The organism is Erwinia sp. 9145, assembly GCF_000745075.1.
Classification (GTDB): Bacteria; Pseudomonadota; Gammaproteobacteria; order Enterobacterales; family Enterobacteriaceae; genus Erwinia; species Erwinia oleae.
The window spans coordinates 4173241-4192098 of the sequence record NZ_JQNE01000001.1 but is presented as its reverse complement, the minus strand read 5'-3'; the positions used below and the strand labels follow the sequence as shown (position 1 = coordinate 4192098).

The 18858-nt window shown below is 56.2% G+C and carries 15 protein-coding genes; 4 read left to right on the top strand and 11 right to left on the bottom strand.

Annotated elements, in window-relative coordinates:
- Nucleotides 1-2 precede the first annotated feature (2 nt).
- The 7 genes from rffC to trxA form a co-directional block, all read right to left on the bottom strand.
- Nucleotides 3-695 carry a dTDP-4-amino-4,6-dideoxy-D-galactose acyltransferase gene (gene rffC, locus FA91_RS19690; protein WP_034918609.1) on the bottom strand — a complete coding sequence of 231 codons (693 nt, stop codon included), beginning with the start codon at nt 693-695 and terminating at the stop codon, nt 3-5.
- Between the two features lie 36 nt (nt 696-731).
- Nucleotides 732-1994: a UDP-N-acetyl-D-mannosamine dehydrogenase gene (gene wecC / locus FA91_RS19685; RefSeq protein WP_034918607.1), complete on the bottom strand. Its 1263-nt coding sequence runs from the start codon at nt 1992-1994 to the stop codon at nt 732-734.
- Nucleotides 1991-3121, bottom strand: coding sequence for a UDP-N-acetylglucosamine 2-epimerase (non-hydrolyzing) (wecB, locus tag FA91_RS19680; protein ID WP_034918602.1), 1131 nt, complete (start codon nt 3119-3121; stop codon nt 1991-1993). The genes wecC and wecB overlap by 4 nt, the downstream gene beginning before the upstream one ends.
- A 23-nt stretch (nt 3122-3144) precedes the next feature.
- A complete protein-coding gene (gene wzzE / locus FA91_RS19675) occupies nt 3145-4200 on the bottom strand; it encodes an ECA polysaccharide chain length modulation protein (RefSeq protein WP_034918600.1) in 1056 nt (351 codons plus the stop codon).
- Nucleotides 4201-4232: 32 nt separating this feature from the next.
- The gene (gene wecA, locus FA91_RS19670; RefSeq protein ID WP_034918598.1) at nt 4233-5330 is read right to left on the bottom strand and encodes a UDP-N-acetylglucosamine--undecaprenyl-phosphate N-acetylglucosaminephosphotransferase; all 1098 of its coding nucleotides are present in this window, start codon (nt 5328-5330) and stop codon (nt 4233-4235) included.
- A 267-nt stretch (nt 5331-5597) separates the two neighbouring features.
- Nucleotides 5598-6857, bottom strand: coding sequence for a transcription termination factor Rho (rho, locus tag FA91_RS19665; protein WP_034918596.1), 1260 nt, complete (start codon nt 6855-6857; stop codon nt 5598-5600).
- A gap of 355 nt (nt 6858-7212) precedes the next feature.
- Nucleotides 7213-7545: a thioredoxin TrxA gene (gene trxA / locus FA91_RS19660; protein WP_034918593.1), complete on the bottom strand. Its 333-nt coding sequence runs from the start codon at nt 7543-7545 to the stop codon at nt 7213-7215.
- Nucleotides 7546-7662: 117 nt separating this feature from the next.
- Here trxA and rhlB point away from each other — a divergent pair, with 117 nt between their 5' ends.
- Together rhlB and gppA are read left to right on the top strand one after the other, a co-directional pair.
- Nucleotides 7663-8955 carry an ATP-dependent RNA helicase RhlB gene (gene rhlB / locus FA91_RS19655; protein WP_034918590.1) on the top strand — a complete coding sequence of 431 codons (1293 nt, stop codon included), beginning with the start codon at nt 7663-7665 and terminating at the stop codon, nt 8953-8955.
- Between the two features lie 7 nt (nt 8956-8962).
- Complete coding sequence (gene gppA, locus FA91_RS19650; RefSeq protein ID WP_034918588.1) at nt 8963-10447, top strand: guanosine-5'-triphosphate,3'-diphosphate diphosphatase; 1485 nt, start codon at nt 8963-8965, stop codon at nt 10445-10447.
- 7 nt (nt 10448-10454) lie between these two features.
- Here the strand turns inward: gppA and rep are convergent, their stop codons facing one another.
- Nucleotides 10455-12488 carry a DNA helicase Rep gene (rep, locus tag FA91_RS19645; protein ID WP_034918586.1) on the bottom strand — a complete coding sequence of 678 codons (2034 nt, stop codon included), beginning with the start codon at nt 12486-12488 and terminating at the stop codon, nt 10455-10457.
- Nucleotides 12489-12576: 88 nt separating this feature from the next.
- Here rep and ppiC point away from each other — a divergent pair, with 88 nt between their 5' ends.
- Entirely contained in the window at nt 12577-12858 is a 282-nt protein-coding gene (gene ppiC, locus FA91_RS19640; RefSeq protein ID WP_034918584.1) for a peptidylprolyl isomerase PpiC, read from the top strand.
- Between the two features lie 44 nt (nt 12859-12902).
- Here the strand turns inward: ppiC and ilvC are convergent, their stop codons facing one another.
- Nucleotides 12903-14381 (bottom strand): ketol-acid reductoisomerase, encoded by a 1479-nt coding sequence (gene ilvC / locus FA91_RS19635; protein WP_034918583.1) that lies wholly within the window; start codon nt 14379-14381, stop codon nt 12903-12905.
- A 156-nt stretch (nt 14382-14537) separates the two neighbouring features.
- Between ilvC and ilvY the strand changes: the two genes are divergently transcribed.
- Nucleotides 14538-15443 carry an HTH-type transcriptional activator IlvY gene (gene ilvY / locus FA91_RS19630; protein ID WP_034918581.1) on the top strand — a complete coding sequence of 302 codons (906 nt, stop codon included), beginning with the start codon at nt 14538-14540 and terminating at the stop codon, nt 15441-15443.
- On the opposite strand, the gene ilvA is transcribed toward ilvY, so the two are convergent.
- Both ilvA and ilvD read right to left on the bottom strand, forming a co-directional pair.
- Nucleotides 15391-16959, bottom strand: a complete 1569-nt coding sequence (gene ilvA / locus FA91_RS19625; protein WP_034918578.1) for a threonine ammonia-lyase, biosynthetic — start codon at nt 16957-16959, stop codon at nt 15391-15393. The two genes, ilvY and ilvA, sit on opposite strands and share 53 nt — an antisense overlap.
- Before the next feature lie 2 nt (nt 16960-16961).
- Entirely contained in the window at nt 16962-18812 is a 1851-nt protein-coding gene (gene ilvD, locus FA91_RS19620; RefSeq protein ID WP_034918576.1) for a dihydroxy-acid dehydratase, read from the bottom strand.
- Nucleotides 18813-18858 lie beyond the last annotated feature (46 nt).

Here is an 18858-nt window from a genome sequence, read left to right as displayed (position 1 = left end):
CGTTACCTGTAGAGCCACCAGGCGGTGCGTTCAATCACACCGCCGCAGCGTTGATAAAGTCGGAGCGCGGCCAGATTGCTCAGTTGCGTAGCGACATGCAGCCGCGACAGTCGGCGGACGCGACACCAGTCGGCGGCGGCAGCCATCATGCGGTAGCCGACACCCAACCCCTGCGCCTCCGGCAGCGTTGCCAGCAGGCCGACACGACCGCTACCGTCAGGCAGCTCGCGCAGCGAGATAAAACCCTGCATCGCGCCGTTTTCATCAGCGGCAAGAAGGCACTGATGATCGAACGCGCCCAGCACCGCGTTTTCAATCCATTGCGCGTAGAAGCGACCGCTGTCGCCGGGTTGATACCAGGGCGCACGAAAGCGGCTCCAGGCAAATGCTTCGCTGGCGGCCTGGCGCAGCGCCGGGATATGTTCAGCCCGTGCGATACGGATGCCTTCGGGCCGCGACGCGGCGTCAACGCTCAGCACAAAATCCGCTTCGCCTTCTACCAGGCGAAAACCCAGTTCCCCCAGCGCATCCAGTTCCGCCGTCTGCTGCGACAACACCTTTGCCTGCACCACATCATAGCCGTACAGCATCGCTTCGGTCAGCGGCGCATCGCCGGTGAAGTCGATCAGCCCGCTTTGCCGGCTGAAAAATTCACTTTCCCAAATCAGGGGTTTAATAGTGGCGCGGACGGACATCGGAGCGATCCACCATAGTGTGCCGGTTACGACGCTTCACTGCCAGATTCCTTTGGTATCGACCCGCCAGGACGATGATACGCGCGCCATATCAAGCTGCCTGAAAACGCTGTGATCGACCAGCAAAACATGCACATCGGCCCGCGCCAGCGCCGCGTCGGGCGACACCAGTTCAGCTTTATTCGTTAACGACGGTGGAAGGCGCGTAATATGCGGCTCCACCACCAGCGTGGCGCCAGGGTGCCAGTCAGCAATCATCGTTGCGACGTCCATTGCCGGGCTTTCACGCAGGTCATCAATATTCGGTTTGAACGCCAGACCGAAGCAGGCGATAGTCAGCTCGCTGGCGCGCTTGTCGCTGGCTGCCAGACACTCTGCCACGGTTTTTTTCACCTGCTCAAGCACCCAGTGCGGTTTGGCGTCATTGACTTCGCGGGCCGTGCGAATCAGCCTTGCCTGGATCGGATTCTGCGCCACAATGAACCACGGATCGACGGCGATGCAGTGACCGCCAACGCCAGGCCCCGGTTGCAAAATGTTGACGCGCGGATGGCGGTTCGCCAGGCGGATCAGCTCCCACACGTTGATGCCCTGATCGGCGCAGATAAGCGACAGTTCATTGGCGAAGGCAATATTCACATCGCGAAAGCTGTTTTCCGTCAGCTTACACATCTCTGCCGTACGCGCGTTTGTCACCACGCATTCGCCTTCAAGGAAAATCGTGTACAGGTCGCACGCCAGCCGGGAAGCGGTTGGCGTCATTCCGCCAATCACGCGATCGTTTTTAATCAGTTCGATCATAACGTTGCCCGGCAACACTCGCTCCGGGCAGTACGCGATATGAATATCGGCGTTATCGCCCGCCTGCTGCGGAAAGGTCAGATCCGGACGCGCTGCCGCCAGCCATTCGGCCATTTGCTCGGTGGCGCCTACCGGCGACGTGGATTCGAGGATCACCAGATTTCCGCTGGCCAGCACGGGCGCAATGGACTCCGCAGCGGCCTTCACAAAACGCATGTCCGGCTGATGATCGCCTTTGAACGGTGTAGGAACGGCGATCAAAAAGGCATCCGCCGCCATCGGGCGCGTTGCCGCATGCAGGAAACCCTGCCCGACTGCGGCTTTCACTACCCGATCGAGATCAGGCTCAACGATGTGGATTTCACCACGGTTAATGGTTTCCACCGCGTGCGTATTAATATCAATGCCGATAACGCGCGTTCGCCGTGAAGCAAAAGCCGCTGCGGTCGGCAGGCCGATGTACCCCAGCCCGATAACAGAGATGGTATTGAAATTCATAAACTAACCCGATTATTTTTTAGCGCCTGCACGATACGCTGGCAGGCATGGCCGTCTCCATAAGGGTTGTGGGCACGGCTCATTGATTGATACGCCTCTTCATCCGTAAGCAGGCGGGTAACTTCGCTGACGATTTTCCCGACGTCCGTGCCCACCAGGCGTACCGTCCCGGCCTCAACCGCTTCGGGACGTTCGGTGGTATCGCGCATGACCAGCACCGGTTTGCCCAGCGACGGCGCCTCTTCCTGAATACCGCCGGAATCAGTGAGGATCAGCCACGAACGCACCATCAGCCAGACAAACGGCAGGTACTCCTGCGGCTCGATCAAAATGATATTGTCGATATCGCGCAGGATGCGATTCACCGGTTCGCTAACGTTAGGATTCAGATGAACCGGATAGACGATTTGCGCATCGGGATGGCGACGCGCAATTTCCGCCAGCGCGCTGCAAATCCGTTCAAAACCGCCGCCAAAGCTTTCGCGTCGATGACCGGTCACCAGGATCAGCTTTTTATCGTCATCAAGAAAAGGATAATGGTGGGACAGGCTGGTGCGAAGGCTTTCATCATTCAACACGCGGTCGCGCACCCAGAACAGGGCGTCAATCACCGTATTGCCGGTCACGAACATCCGATCGCTGCGGAGGTTTTCACGCAGCAAATTGTCCCTGGCGGCTTCCGTTGGCGTGAAATGCCAGGTCGCCAGCCGGCCGGTCAGCGTGCGGTTAGCTTCTTCCGGCCAGGGTGATAGCAGATCGCCGGTGCGTAACCCGGCCTCAACGTGCCCGACCGGAATGCGATGGTAAAATGCCGCGAGGCTGGCGGCAAAGGTGGTAGTGGTATCGCCATGCACCAGCACCACATCAGGCGTGAAGTCAGCAAAGACCGTTTTCAACCCTTCCAGAATACGGCTGGTAATCTCAGTCAGGCCCTGACCTGGCCGCATAATGTTGAGATCGTAATCCGGTACGATCGCAAACAGCTGTAAAACCTGATCGAGCATCTCGCGGTGCTGCGCGGTAACGCACAGACGCGTCTCTATCTCGCTATCCTGTGCGAGTGCATGAACCAGCGGAGCCATTTTTATCGCCTCCGGGCGCGTGCCAAAAACAGTTAATACTTTCACTGTTGCTCTCTTTCGTTCATCTGTTAAACCGCCGGATAACCGTCTGACGTCCGTTTTACAGGACGGCGAACCAGCGCAACGCCTGCGCCAACCAGCGCGCCAACCGTGCCCCACATAAACATCAGAAAAAGGCGGCGCGGGCTGTCGCGCTTCACCGGCTCTTCCGGTGTACGCAGGAAACGATAGGTGTTAAAAGTCTTGACCAGGACCGGCCCGACGTTGAGCGTGCCCAGCATTGCCCTGTTCTGATCATAGTCCAGATCAAAGCCAGGCCCGCTGGTCTGAAGGCTTTCAAGCCGCGCCTGAAGCAATGGACGGCCTAATAAAAAAAGTTCGGAGTCGGGAAGCTGCTGCGATGGCGTATCCGTTTTCGCCTGCTCCAGCCCCTGCCGCTGAGCAATTTTCAACGCCTGCTGCACGCTGTTGAGCTGCCGATCGTAGATGGCCTTCGCCACCGCTTCCTGCCTCTTAACCTGCGCTTTTAACTGAATAGTGCGCGCAGCCCAGGCGCCGGTCAGTTCTTCGTTAAGGTGCGTGGCGGCTCGCTCATTGGCAAACGTCACGTACTGGCGCAGCAGCGTATTGGCATCCTTCGCCGTTTCCGCCACCAGCCTGACGCTGTCGCTTTGATTTTTTGCGGGTTCGGCGGGCTGAAATTGAATATCGCTGGTCAGCTTGTCCAGCAGCACCGCGTCTTCGCTGGCGTTACCGCGTTGACGCTGTTTGTAATAGTCCGACTTCAGCCAGAACTCGCGGCGCGTGTCATAAGCCGAGAGTTGCATAACGAACTCCTGATAGGCTTCATCCATTATTGAGGGTGGCGTAACGGTTAACGTGCTGGCGCGGGAATCCAGGTTATTGAGGAACTGCTGCTGCGAATAATAGCCGCCGAGCAAATTGACCGTAGGACGATCGGTCACGGCGGTGGTGCTCCATTGAGGCGTGATCAGGAAGGTGGCGGCAAAAGTCAGCAGTGCAAACGCCAGGGCGCCGCCTGCAATCCAGATTTTGCCTCGCCACAGCGCGTTAAAAAGACCGCGGAGATCCAGTTCGTTATCAATAACCTCAGGAGGCGTCATACACAATCATCCTTTTTATCGGGCGTCAGATATCAGTCAGTAGAGGAATTACTCGCGCTGCGACGCATACGACGCTTAAGCCTTTTAATATAACGCGCCACGCGCCACGCTCGCTTAATACAGTAGCCATAAAGCATAAAGGCCATCAAAAACAGCACCAGCATCATCCATTCAGGAATAAAACTGAGGTATTCCCCCAGCACGCCAACCGCAGCCAGCAACGCAGCGGCGGCGGTGATCAAGACAAATGCCTGCCGCGACGTAAAGCCAGCCCGCATGATCAGATGGTGAATATGCTGGCGGTCTGCCGAAAAAGGACTCATCCCCTTACTCAGGCGGCGATACATTATTGCCACCATATCCATCAACGGAATGGCAATGAGCCATAACGCGGTGACTGGCGTGATCGGATGATTTTTCCCCTGCGTCGCTTCAAGCAGGATCCAGATGATAGTGAAACCGATTAGCGTGCTGCCCGCATCGCCCATAAATACTTTATAGTGGCGGCCAAAGACACCCATATTGAGCAGGATGTAAGGCACGATCGCCGCAATCATCGCAAAGCACCAGACGGCCAGGCTTTGCTGTCCGTCGAAAAGGAGGATGATGCCCATCGCGAGGAAGGTCACGCATGAAAGACCGCCCAGCAGACCATCAATACCATCAACCATGTTAAAAGCGTTGATGGCAGCCCAAACCGCAAACAGTGTCAGCACATAGCCGAATGGGCCGACCACCAACTCCCAGGGGCCAAAAATGTAGCCAAGACTGAGCAGATAAAGATTCGCTGCGAACATCATCACAATCGCCACGCCAGCCTGAACGGAGGCACGTAGCTTCACGCTGATATCAAATCGATCGTCCAACGCCCCAATAAATACCAGGGCGGCGGCACAGCCGATGTAAAGAAGCGCATGAGGGATGTAGTAATTTGTGAAAGTAAAAGTAAAGCAGATACCGGCAAAAACTGAGATACCACCAACGAGGGGAATCACTCCTTGATGACGTTTGCGATAATTGGGTTTATCCACTAATCCTATTTTCTTCGCTGCTTTTCTGGCGAAAAAGAGAAAAACCAATGAAAAGATGAAGATAAACGCAAGTTCCGTACTCAAATTGAGTAAATTCACATTAACCAGCTCTCTGCTATGAACTTAACTATAGAGGGCGTACATTGTGCCAAATACGTCGTTAAGATTCTGAATTTTTTTGAGCAAATTGAACGATCTGGATCAGAAATGCCTGTTCCGCCCACGCGACACGTTTGCCTGATTTATCGTATTAGTGAAATATCGTATAACTCAAAAATGAAAAACGCCACGTTTATACGTGGCGTCAGGCGCGTTTTTCGCCGCTCAGGCCCGCAAATGCAGAGCCTTTCAGCGAGCTGATGAGCGTTAAGAACGCTTCATCATATCAAAAAACTCGTCGTTCGTTTTGGTCATGGCTAACTTGTTAATGAGGAACTCCATTGCGTCGATTTCACCCATCGGATGAATGATTTTGCGCAAAATCCACATTTTTTGCAGCTCTTCAGAGCTGGTAAGCAGCTCTTCTTTACGCGTACCTGAGCGGTTGTAATCAATGGCAGGGAACACGCGCTTCTCTGCGATTTTACGCGCCAGATGCAGTTCCATGTTGCCCGTACCTTTAAACTCTTCGTAGATGACCTCATCCATTTTCGAACCGGTGTCGACCAGCGCGGTGGCGATAATGGTCAGGCTTCCGCCCTCTTCCACGTTACGCGCGGCACCGAAGAAGCGTTTTGGACGATGCAAAGCGTTAGCATCCACACCACCGGTCAGAACCTTGCCGGAGGCAGGCACAACGGTGTTATAGGCACGTGCAAGACGCGTGATGGAGTCGAGCAGGATAATGACGTCTTTTTTGTGTTCAACCAGACGCTTCGCTTTTTCGATCACCATTTCGGCAACCTGAACGTGGCGGGACGCGGGCTCATCAAAGGTCGAGGCAATCACTTCACCCTTAACCAGACGCTGCATTTCGGTAACTTCTTCAGGACGTTCGTCAATCAGCAGCACCATCAGCACGCAGTCTGGATGGTTGTAAGCGATGCTCGTTGCGATGTTTTGCAGCAGCATCGTCTTACCGGCTTTAGGCGGCGCCACGATCAGGCCGCGCTGGCCACGACCGATTGGCGAAGCCAAATCCAGCACGCGCGCCGTCAGATCTTCGGTAGAACCGTTGCCGCGCTCCATGCGCAAACGAGAGTTAGCGTGCAGCGGCGTTAAGTTTTCAAACAGAATCTTATTACGCGCGTTCTCAGGCTTGTCGTAGTTAACTTCATTAACTTTCAGCAGGGCAAAATAGCGTTCGCCTTCTTTTGGCGGACGAATTTTACCGGCGATGGTATCGCCTGTGCGAAGGTTAAAACGGCGAATCTGGCTGGGGGAAACGTAGATATCATCAGGGCCGGCGAGGTAGGAGCTGTCTCCGGAACGGAGAAATCCAAATCCATCCTGCAATATTTCCAAAACGCCGTCGCCGAAAATGTCTTCGCCGCTTTTAGCATGCTGCTTGAGAATGGAGAAAATGATGTCCTGTTTGCGCATGCGCGCCAGGTTTTCCAGTCCCATATTTTCGCCGAGTGTAATCAGGTCAGAAACCGGCGTATTTTTTAATTCGGTAAGATTCATAATGGTGGGTTCTTAAACTCGGGGTAAATCTCGAAATGTTTGTCGTAAGTGGAATGGCGAAAAATCCATGCCTGTTAACAGCATTCTCATCAGGCTCCCCTCAACGATCGCGTACAGGATAACGAAGATCTTAAATGAGGAGACGGTAAGGACAAGATGCTGGAAGTGCTGATGATGCTAACCGTCAGATTGCTGAGTTGCCGTAAATCGGTCACGTCCAATGCTCAACAAGGGGTAATTCTAAGATTCTAACTACAGGTAAGTGCGTAGTGCAGTAGAGGTAAATTAGCATGCTTAATGCTGGTCGTCCAGCGAAGAGCGAAAAATTCACTCAACGCCGGACGCCGGGTAGCCATTAACCCAGGTTAGCGTTCAGAAATTCTTTCAGCTGACCTTTAGAAAGCGCACCAACCTTGGTGGCTGCCACTTCGCCGTTCTTAAACAGCAGAAGCGTTGGGATGCCGCGAATACCGTATTTCGGCGCGGTGCCAGGGTTGTCGTCGATATTCAGTTTCGCCACCGTCAGTTTGCCGTCGTACTCTTCAGCAACTTCATCCAGTATCGGGGCGATCATTTTACACGGGCCGCACCACTCTGCCCAAAAGTCGACCAGCGTCAAACCGTCAGCTTTCAATACGTCGGTTTCGAAGCTGTCATCGGTCAGGTGCACAATTTTATCGCTGCTCATGTCTTACTCCAAAAGATTATGCCTGGCTGATTGGCGTAAAATCTGCCAACGTAGGTTGACTTTATTTCACCGGATACGCTTTCGTAAAGCAATAGTAAGCTGATATTCTACCACACTATGAGCAAAACACACTTAACCGAACAGAAGTTTTCCGACTTCGCCCTGCACCCTCAGGTGATTGAAGCCCTTGAAACTAAAGGCTTCCATAACTGCACGCCTATTCAGGCACTCGCATTGCCTTTTACGCTCTCAGGGCGTGATGTTGCGGGTCAGGCGCAAACCGGTACCGGAAAAACGATGGCGTTTCTGACGTCAACGTTTCATCATCTTCTTTCTCACCCGGCGCCGGAAGGCCGTCAGGTCAATCAGCCACGCGCGCTGATCCTGGCCCCAACGCGCGAACTGGCCGTGCAGATCCATGCCGATGCCGAACCGCTGGCGGACTCTACCGGTCTGCGCTGTGGGCTGGCCTACGGCGGCGATGGCTACGATAAGCAGCTCAAGGTGCTGGAAAGCGGCGTCGATATTTTAATCGGCACCACCGGCAGACTGATCGACTACGCCAAGCAAAACCACGTTAACCTGGGCGCCATTCAGGTCGTCGTGCTTGATGAGGCCGATCGCATGTTCGATCTCGGCTTTATTAAAGATATCCGCTGGCTGTTCCGCCGCATGCCTGCCGCGAACCAGCGCCTGAATATGCTGTTCTCCGCAACCCTCTCTTTCCGCGTGCGCGAGCTGGCATTCGAAAACATGCACAACGCGGAATATGTCGAAGTCGAGCCGGAACAAAAAACCGGTCACCGCATTAAAGAAGAGCTTTTCTATCCGTCTAACGAAGAGAAAATGCGTCTGCTGCAAACGCTGTTGGAAGAAGAGTGGCCGGATCGCGCCATTATTTTCGCCAATACCAAACACCGCTGTGAAGACATCTGGGGTCACCTTGCCGCCGACGGTCATCGCGTTGGCCTGTTAACGGGCGACGTCGCGCAGAAGAAGCGTCTGCGCATTCTGGACGACTTCACCAAAGGCGACGTTGATATTCTGGTTGCGACGGATGTCGCCGCACGGGGTCTGCATATTCCTGCCGTCACGCACGTATTTAACTACGATCTGCCGGATGACCGCGAAGATTACGTTCACCGCATCGGCCGCACAGGCCGCGCTGGCGCCAACGGGCATTCCATCAGTCTGGCCTGCGAAGAGTACGCCCTGAATCTGCCGGCAATTGAAGAGTACATTGGCCACAGCATTCCCGTTAGCCGCTACAACAGCGAGGCGCTGATGAACGATCTGCCGCCGCCTAAGCGGCTGACGCGCAGCCGTTCTGGCAATGGCCCGCGTCGCGGCGGCAACAATAATCGTCGCGGCAGCGCGCCGCGCAACAACAACCGTAAACGGTCAGGTTAAGGCGACTATGCTGCGCGCATCATCACTTTATGCTGCGATAGATTTAGGATCGAACAGCTTTCATATGCTGGTGGTGCGCGAAGTGGCGGGCAATATTCAGACCGTTGCGCGCATTAAACGCAAAGTGCGTCTGGCGGCAGGCCTGAACAGCGACAGCCATCTTTCCGATGAAGCAATGGCGCGTGGATGGCACTGCCTGCGGCTGTTCTCCGAGCAGCTTCAGGACATTCCGTCCGGCCAGATCCGCGTGGTGGCAACGGCTACCCTGCGGCTGGCGACCAATGCCGCCGACTTCCTTGATAAAGCGCAGCAGATTCTGGGTTGTCCGGTAAATGTGATTACCGGCGAAGAGGAAGCACGGCTGATTTATCAGGGCGTGGCGCATACCACCGGCGGCTCTGATAAGCGCCTGGTGGTGGATATCGGCGGCGGCAGCACTGAACTGGTTACGGGAAGCGGCGCGCAGACCACTTCCCTGTTCAGTCTTTCCATGGGTTGCGTCACCTGGCTTGAACGCTATTTTGCCGACAGGCACCTGGGTCAGGAAAATTTTGAACAAGCGGAACAGGCCGCGCGCGCAATGATCCGTCCGGTAGCTGATAAGCTTTGCGAGCACGGCTGGCAGGTGTGCGTCGGCGCTTCCGGTACGGTTCAGGCGCTTCAGGAAATTATGATGGCGCAGGGAATGGACGAACGCATCACCCTTGCCAAGCTGCAACAGCTTAAGCAGCGCGCCATTCAGTGCGGCAAGCTGGAAGAGCTGGAGATTGAAGGGCTGACGCTGGAAAGAGCGCTGGTTTTTCCCAGTGGATTATCGATTCTTATCGCCATATTTACTGAGCTGAACATCAACAGCATGACGCTGGCCGGCGGCGCGCTGCGCGAAGGGCTGGTTTACGGCATGTTGCATCTGCCGGTGGATCGCGATATTCGCAGCCGCACACTACACAACATCCAACGCCGCTTTGCGATTGACGTGGAGCAGGCAGAGCGTGTGCGCCAGCTGGCGGAAAGCTTCACGCGTCAGGTCAGCCAGAGCTGGAAGCTGGACGAACGATGTCGTGAGTTACTCGACAGCGCCTGCCTGATCCATGAAATTGGCCTCAGCGTCGATTTCAGACAGGCGCCTCAGCACGCCGCATACCTTATTCGCCATCTCGATCTTCCTGGTTTTACGCCCGCTCAGAAAAAGCTGCTCGCCACGCTGCTGCAAAATCAGATAAACGGTATCGATCTGGCGTTGCTGGCGCAGCAAAACGCGGTGCCGCCGCGCATGGCTGAACGCCTTTGCCGTCTGCTGCGTCTGGCGATTATCTTTTCCAGCCGCCGCCGCGACGATACGCTGCCTGCGGTCAGGCTGCATGCCGACGACGACACGCTGAGCATCACCCTGCCTGCTGACTGGATGGAAGCGCATCCTCTGCGTGCAGAATTACTTGAGCAGGAGTGCCACTGGCAGAGTTACGTGCACTGGCCGCTGGTGATTTTATAAGTAAACCTTAGCTGCCGCCCGACCCGCCTTTCGCTTTTTCCAGCATCGCCTTCAAACCGGCCACGCGGCTCTGGCCGGTTTGCATCCGCTGCTCGGCGCTGACTACTTTGCGCTCCGTCTCCCAGTTAAGATCGTCCTGCGGCAGTTCCAGCAGGAAGCGGCTGGGCTCGGGACGCACCAGCTCGCCGTACTGGCGGCGCTCGCGACACAGCGTAAAGGTCAACTCCTTCTGCGCGCGGGTGATGCCCACGTAAGCAAGGCGTCGCTCCTCTTCGATATTGTTCTCATCAATGCTGCTCTGGTGCGGCAACAGCGCTTCTTCCATGCCGACCATGTACACGTAAGGGAACTCCAGCCCTTTCGACGCGTGGAGCGTCATCAGCTGCACCTGGTCGGACTCTTCATCGCTTTCGCCGCGCTCCATCATGTCGCGCAGCGTAAAGCGCGTGACCACTTGCGTGAGCGTCATTGGCTCATCGATGTCGCTGCCTTCCAGCATTTCCGTCATCCACTGAAAGAGCGTGTTAACGTTTTTCATGCGCATCTCAGCGGCTTTCGGGCTGGGCGAGGTTTCAAACAGCCAGCTCTCGTAGTCGATGCCGCGGATCAGGTCGCGAACGGCTGCGACCGGCTCACGATCGGCCAGTTGAGCAATCTCTTTCAACCAGTAAGTAAACCGTCGAAGCGCTTCCAGCCCTCTCCCCGACAGCGTTTGCTCCAGGCCCATATCAAAGCTGGATTGAAACAAACTTTTATTGCGATGCGTCGCCCATTCGCCCAGTTTTTGCAGCGTCGTTGCACCAATTTCGCGGCGCGGCGTATTGATAATACGCATAAAGGCGCTGTCATCGTCTGCATTGGTCAATACGCGCAGATAGGCGAGCAGGTCTTTGATTTCCGGTCGCGAGAAAAACGAGGTGCCGCCGGAAATGCGATAGGGAATGCGGTTCTGCATCAGCATTTTTTCAAAGACGCGCGACTGATGGTTGCCACGGTAGAGAATTGCGTAATCTTTATACTGCGTTTTATTGATAAAATGGTGGGCGATCAGTTCACCGGCCACGCGCTCCGCCTCGTGATCTTCGTGATTTGCCATCACCACTTTCAGCTCTGCGCCATAGCCCAACTCAGAGAACAGCCGTTTTTCAAAGACGTGCGGATTATTGGCGATAAGGATGTTCGCCGCTTTCAGAATGCGCCCGGACGAGCGATAGTTCTGTTCCAGCTTGATGACCTGAAGCGCGGGAAAATCCTCTTTCAGCAGCACCAGGTTCTGCGGCCTGGCGCCGCGCCAGGAGTAGATAGACTGATCGTCGTCGCCCACCACGGTGAAACGCGCCCGCGCGCCAACCAGCAGCTTCACCAGTTCGTACTGACTGGTATTGGTGTCCTGATATTCATCCACCAGCAGGTAACGGATGCGTTGCTGCCAGCGCTCAAGCACTTCTGTGTTGCGCTGAAACAGCAGCGTGGGCAGCAGGATCAGATCGTCAAAGTCCAGCACGTTGCACGATTTTAAGTGACGATCGTACAGACCGTAGCAGTGTGCAAACAGCCGATCGCGCTCCGATTTCACCGACGCCGCCGCACGTGCCGGATCCATCAGATCGTTTTTCCAGTTGGAAATCGTCGAGATCAACTGTTGCAGCAGATTCTTGTCATTTTCCAGCCACTCTTCGGTCAGGTCTTTCAGCAGCGCCAGCTGATCCTGATCGTCGAACAGCGAGAAGTTCGACTTCATGCCCAGCGCCGCATACTCCCGCTTGATGATCTCCAGCCCCAGCGTATGGAAAGTGGAGATCATCAGCCCGCGCGCCTCTTTTCGGCCCAGCGTTTGCGCCACGCGCTCTTTCATCTCGCGTGAAGCTTTGTTGGTAAAGGTGACGGCGGCAATGTGTCGCGCCTGATAGCCGCATTCACGGATCAAATGGGCGATTTTATTGGTGATCACGCGCGTTTTGCCCGATCCGGCACCGGCCAGCACCAGACAAGGCCCGGTGACAAATTCGACGGCGTGTTGCTGGCCAGGATTAAGACGCATAAGAAGAGTGCTCAGTGAAATGACAGGAAGAATGAATTTACAGCGTGGTAGTATAGCCAGCTACAACTCCAGGACTCAAGGTTCGATCATGGCAAAAACAGCAGCAGCAATGCACATCCTTGTTAAGGAAGAGAAACAGGCGCAGGACATTCTGGCGCAGCTGGAACAGGGCGCCGATTTTGAAAAGCTGGCGAAAAAGCATTCAACCTGTCCGTCAGGTAAGAAAGGCGGCCATTTAGGTGAATTCAAACAGGGCGCGATGGTGCCGGCGTTCGATAAAGTGGTGTTCTCCTGCCCGCTTCTGGTGCCTTACGGCCCGCTGCATACCCAGTTCGGTTATCACGTTATTAAAGTGCTTTACCGTAACTAAAAAAAAAGAGCGGATATCCGCTCTTTTTTAGTATGCGCTCGCGGTCAGCCCGCAACGGCAATACGTTTCATATCGGTCATGTAGCCACGAAGTTTACGGCCAACGGCTTCGATAGCATGATTACGGATCGCTTCGTTGACGTCACGCAGTTGGGCGTTGTCGACGGTCGCCGAAGCGGCTGCCGTTTTGCCCAGATCGCCGGCCTGAAGCGTGGTCATAAACTCTTTCAGCAGCGGAACCGCCGCGTAAGAGAAGAGATAGTTACCGTATTCGGCGGTATCTGAAATCACCACGTTCATCTCATACAGACGCTTACGCGCAATGGTATTGGCGATGAGCGGCAGTTCGTGCAGTGATTCGTAATAGGCAGACTCTTCGATAATGCCCGCATCAACCATGGTTTCAAACGCCAGCTCAACGCCCGCTTTAACCATAGCGATCATCACCACGCCCTGATCGAAATACTCCTGCTCGGCAATTTTGCCTTCAAACTGCGGCGCGGTTTCAAACGCGGTTTTACCGGTTTCTTCACGCCAGCCCAGCAGTTTTTTATCATCATTGGCCCAGTCGGCCATCATGCCGGAAGAGAACTCACCGGAAATGATATCGTCCATGTGCTTCTGGAACAGCGGCGCCATAATTGTTTTCAGCTGTTCTGAAAGCGCATACGCACGCACCTTCGCCGGGTTAGACAGGCGATCCATCATCAGCGTGATACCGCCCTGCTTCAGCGCTTCGGTGACGGTTTCCCAGCCAAACTGAATCAGCTTTTCGACATAGGCAGGATCGGTACCTTCCGCCACGAGCTTGTCAAAGCACAGCAGAGAACCGGCCTGCAACATGCCGCACAGAATGGTCTGCTCGCCCATCAGGTCAGATTTTACTTCCGCAACGAAAGAGGATTCCAGCACGCCCGCGCGGTGTCCGCCGGTGGCTGCCGCCCAGGCTTTAGCAATCGCCATGCCCTCGCCTTTCGGATCGTTTTCCGGGTGAACGGCAATCAGCGTCGGCACGCCGAAACCGCGCTTGTACTCTTCGCGCACTTCGGTGCCGGGGCATTTGGGCGCAACCATTACCACGGTAATGTCTTTACGGATCTGCTCGCCGACTTCAACGATGTTGAAACCATGCGAGTAGCCCAGCGCCGCACCGTCTTTCATCAGTGGCTGAATGGTACGCACCACGTCGGAGTGCTGCTTGTCCGGCGTCAGGTTAACCACCAGATCGGCCTGCGGCACCAGCTCTTCATAAGTGCCCACTTTAAAACCGTTTTCGGTGGCTTTACGCCAGGAGGCGCGTTTCTCAGCAATGGCTTCCGCACGCAGCGCGTAAGCGATATCAAGACCGGAATCACGCATGTTGAGGCCCTGGTTGAGGCCCTGAGCGCCGCAGCCCACGATGACGACTTTTTTGCCTTTCAGGTAGCTTGCTTCATCGGCGAATTCATCGCGTGTCATAAAGCGACATTTACCTAACTGCGCTAACTGGTTGCGCAAATTCAGCGTGTTGAAATAGTTGGCCATGGGTACTCCGTATGAGGTTGTGTTGCGTTTTTTATTCGTGCGAGGCGTTTGCCTCATGATTGTCCCCATCATATGACAGGAAATGTATTGCTTAAATTGATATATTAACAACGTGATATTGCAATAACTGCAACGCCAAAATGAGGGCTGCCGCGCATGGATTTACGTGACCTGAAACTATTCCTGCATCTGGCGGAGAGCCGCCACTTCGGCCGCAGCGCGCGCGCGATGCACGTCAGCCCGTCCACGCTTTCACGACAAATCCAGCGGCTGGAGGAAGATCTCGGCCAGACGCTTTTCCTGCGCGACAACCGCACCGTGACGCTTACCGATGCGGGTGAGCAGCTCCGCCAGTTTGCGCAGCAAACGCTGTTGCAGTATCAGCAACTGCGCCACGCTATCGGCCACAGCGGCCCGTCGCTGAGCGGCGAACTGCGTCTGTTCTGCTCGGTTACTGCCGCTTACAGCCATCTGCCGCCGATCCTTGACCGTTTTCGCGCCGGGCATCCGCTGGTCGAAATCAAACTGACCACCGGCGATGCCGCCGACGCGGTGGAAAAAGTGCAAAGCGCTGAGGCGGATATTGCCATCGCCGGCCGTCCCGAAACGCTGCCTGCCAGTATTGGCTTTACGCCGCTGGGGCTGATCCCGCTGCTGCTGATCGCGCCTGCACTGCCGTGCCCGGTGCGCAGCCAGGCGATCCTGCCGGAGCCTGACTGGTCACAAATTCCGTTTATTCTTCCCGATCAGGGGCCGGCCAGGCAGCGTATCGATTTATGGTTTCGCCGTCGTCGAATTACTAACCCCTTGATTTACGCCACGGTTTCCGGCCACGAAGCCATTGTCTCAATGGTCGCGCTGGGCTGCGGCATCGCGCTGCTGCCGGACGTGGTGCTGGAAAACAGCCCCGAACCGGTGCGCAATCGCATCCTTGAACTGGATCATATTGAGATGGTTGCGCCGTTCGAACTGGGCGTTTGCGTGCAAAAAAAACGGCTCAACGAGCCGCTTATTGATGCGTTCTGGAGTCTGATGCAGACTGACCCGCCAGGAAAAAGCTGAAGGCCGGGTTACTGGTTTCATCGTGAAAATCATAACCGAGCGCTGCCAGATGTTCGGCAAACTGCGGCTCGATATCGCCCACTTCGAAGGCGGCCAGCACACGGCCAAAGTCCGTACCGTGGCTGCGATAGTGGAACAGAGAGATGTTCCAGTGCGTGCCCAGCGTTTGTAAAAAACGCAGCAGCGCGCCGGGCGCTTCCGGAAACTCAAAGCTGAACAGGCGCTCCCGCAGCGGCCGCGACGGACGACCGCCAACCATGTAACGCACATGCAGCTTCGCCATTTCATCATCAGAGAGGTCGACCACGTGGTAGCCGCCCTCGCTCAGCTGTTGCAGGATCTCCTGCCGCTCTTCCAGACCGCGCGTCAGACGCACGCCCACAAATATGCAGGCGTCGTCCGGGTTGGCGTAACGGTAGTTGAATTCGGTTACCGAACGCCCGCCGAGGATCTGACAAAACTTCAGGAAGCTGCCTTTCTGTTCAGGAATGGTGACCGCCAGCAGCGCCTCGCGCTGTTCGCCCAGTTCGCATCGCTCTGAAACGTAACGCAAACCGTGAAAGTTGACGTTCGCACCCGACAGCACGTGTGCCAGACGTTCCCCTTTGATCTGATGCTGCTGGACATATTTCTTCATGCCCGCCAGCGCCAGCGCGCCCGACGGCTCAGCAACCGCGCGCACATCCTCAAACAGATCTTTCATGGCCGCGCAGATCGCGTCGCTGTCAACGGTAATGATGTCATCAAGGTATTCCCGACAGAGACGGAAGGTTTCGCTGCCGATACGCCTGACCGCCACGCCTTCGGCGAACAGCCCGACGCGCGGCAAATCAACCGGTTCGCCCGCGTCCAGCGCCGCCTTCAGGCAGGCGGAGTCTACGGACTCCACGGCAATCACTTTGATTTGCGGCATCAGTTGCTTAATCAGAACGGCCACGCCCGCCGCCAGCCCGCCGCCGCCAACCGGCACAAAGACGCGATCGAGGTGCGCATCCTGTTGCAACAGCTCCATCGCCAGCGTGCCCTGTCCGGCAATCACCATCGGGTGATCGAACGGCGGCACGAAGGTGTAGCCTTTCTGCTCCGCCAGTTCGATGGCTTTTGCCTTCGCCTCATCAAAATTTGCGCCAAACAGATAGATCTCGCCGCCAAATGCCCGCACCGCGTCCACTTTGATGTCAGCGGTCGCAACAGGCATCACGATCAACGATTTGATGCCGACGCGCGTTGCCGAGAGCGCCACGCCCTGCGCATGATTGCCCGCCGATGCGGTGATCACGCCACGCGCTTTCTGCTCGCCGGTCAGTGAGGCAATCATCGCGTAGGCGCCGCGCAGCTTAAAGCTGTGCACCGGCTGCCGATCCTCACGTTTCACCAGCACGGTGTTGCCAAGACGCGAGGAGATCTTCTCCATCTTTTGCAGCGGTGTGACCTGCGCCACTTCATAGACCGGCGAACGCAGCACCGCGCGCAGATATTCTGCGCCGCAGGGCTGCGCGGGTAGCGACTCTGCCATTATCAGCCTCCCAGCTTGCTCTTGTCGCGGACGGCGCCTTTATCGGCGCTGGTGGCCAGCAGCGCATAGGCGCGCAGGGCGAAAGAGACCTGACGTTCGCGACCGTGCGGCGTATAGGCCGCTTCGCCACGGGCTTCTTCCTCTTCGCGACGCGCGTGCAGCTCGTTGTCCGGTACGTCGAGCCTGATGCCACGATTAGGGATATCGATATCAATCATATCGCCATCTTTCACCAGCGCGATGGTACCGCCGCTGGCGGCTTCCGGTGAGGCATGGCCGATTGACAGACCGGAGGTGCCGCCGGAGAAGCGACCGTCGGTGATCAGCGCACAGCTTTTGCCGAGGCCCATTGATTTCAGGTAAGTGGTCGGATACAGCATTTCCTGCATGCCCGGCCCGCCCTTTGGCCCTTCGTAGCGAATCACCACGACGTCGCCCGCCACAACTTTGCCGCCGAGAATCGCGCTGACCGCGTCGTCCTGGCTCTCGTAAACTTTTGCCGGGCCACGGAAGGTCAGGCTCTCTTTGTCAACGCCTGCCGTCTTCACGATAGAGCCATCTTCAGCCATATTGCCGTAAAGTACCGCCAGGCCGCCGTCCTGACTGAACGCAAACTCGCGCGAACGAATACAGCCTTCCTGACGATCGTCGTCCAGCGTGTCCCAACGCGTATCCTGGGAAAACGCCTGGGTGGTGCGGATACCCGCCGGGCCTGCGCGGAACATGGTTTTTACCGCATCGTCTTTGGTCAGCATGATGTCGTACTGATCCAGCGTTTCTTGCAGGCTCAACCCCAGCACGTTGCGCACGCTGTTGTCCATCAGGCCCGCGCGGCTCAGCTCGCCGAGAATAGCGATGACGCCGCCCGCACGATGCACGTCTTCCATATGATATTTTTGCGTGCTGGGCGCAACCTTGCACAGGTGCGGCACCTTGCGCGACAGGCGATCGATATCGGAAATATTGAAATCGATTTCGCCTTCCTGCGCGGCAGCCAGCAGGTGCAGAACGGTATTGGTCGAGCCGCCCATGGCGATATCCAGCGTCATGGCGTTCTCAAATGCGGATTTATTGGCGATGTTGCGCGGCAGCACGCTCTCGTCATCCTGCTCGTAATAACGTTTGGCCAGACCAACAATGCGCTTACCCGCATTCAAGAACAGGTCTTTGCGATCGGCGTGCGTCGCCAGCAGCGAACCGTTGCCCGGCTGCGAAAGCCCCAGCGCTTCGGTCAGACAGTTCATTGAGTTCGCGGTGAACATACCGGAGCAGGAACCGCAGGTCGGGCAGGCGGAACGTTCAATTTGCTCGCTGTCGGCGTCGCTGACGTTCGGATTGGCACCCTGGATCATCGCGTCTACCAGATCCAGCTTAATGATTTTATCGGAGAGTTTGGTTTTCCCGGCCTCCATTGGGCCGCCGGAAACGAAGATCACCGGAATATTCAGACGCAGCGAAGCCATCAGCATGCCCGGCGTGATTTTATCGCAGTTAGAAATGCAAACCATCGCATCGGCGCAGTGCGCGTTCACCATGTACTCCACGGAGTCAGCGATCAGCTCGCGCGACGGCAGCGAATAAAGCATGCCGCCGTGTCCCATCGCGATGCCATCATCAACCGCAATGGTGTTGAACTCTTTCGCCACGCCGCCGGAAGCCTCAATCTGTTCGGCAACCAGTTTTCCCAAATCGCGCAGGTGAACGTGCCCTGGCACAAACTGCGTGAAGGAGTTGACCACGGCAATGATCGGCTTGCCGAAATCGTCATCGGTCATTCCCGTGGCGCGCCACAGGGCGCGGGCGCCGGCCATGTTGCGGCCGTGAGTGGTCGTAGCGGAACGGTACTTAGGCATGCTCATACTCCAGAATCTGTAAAGTGCGCGGGCGTCAGTCGACGCC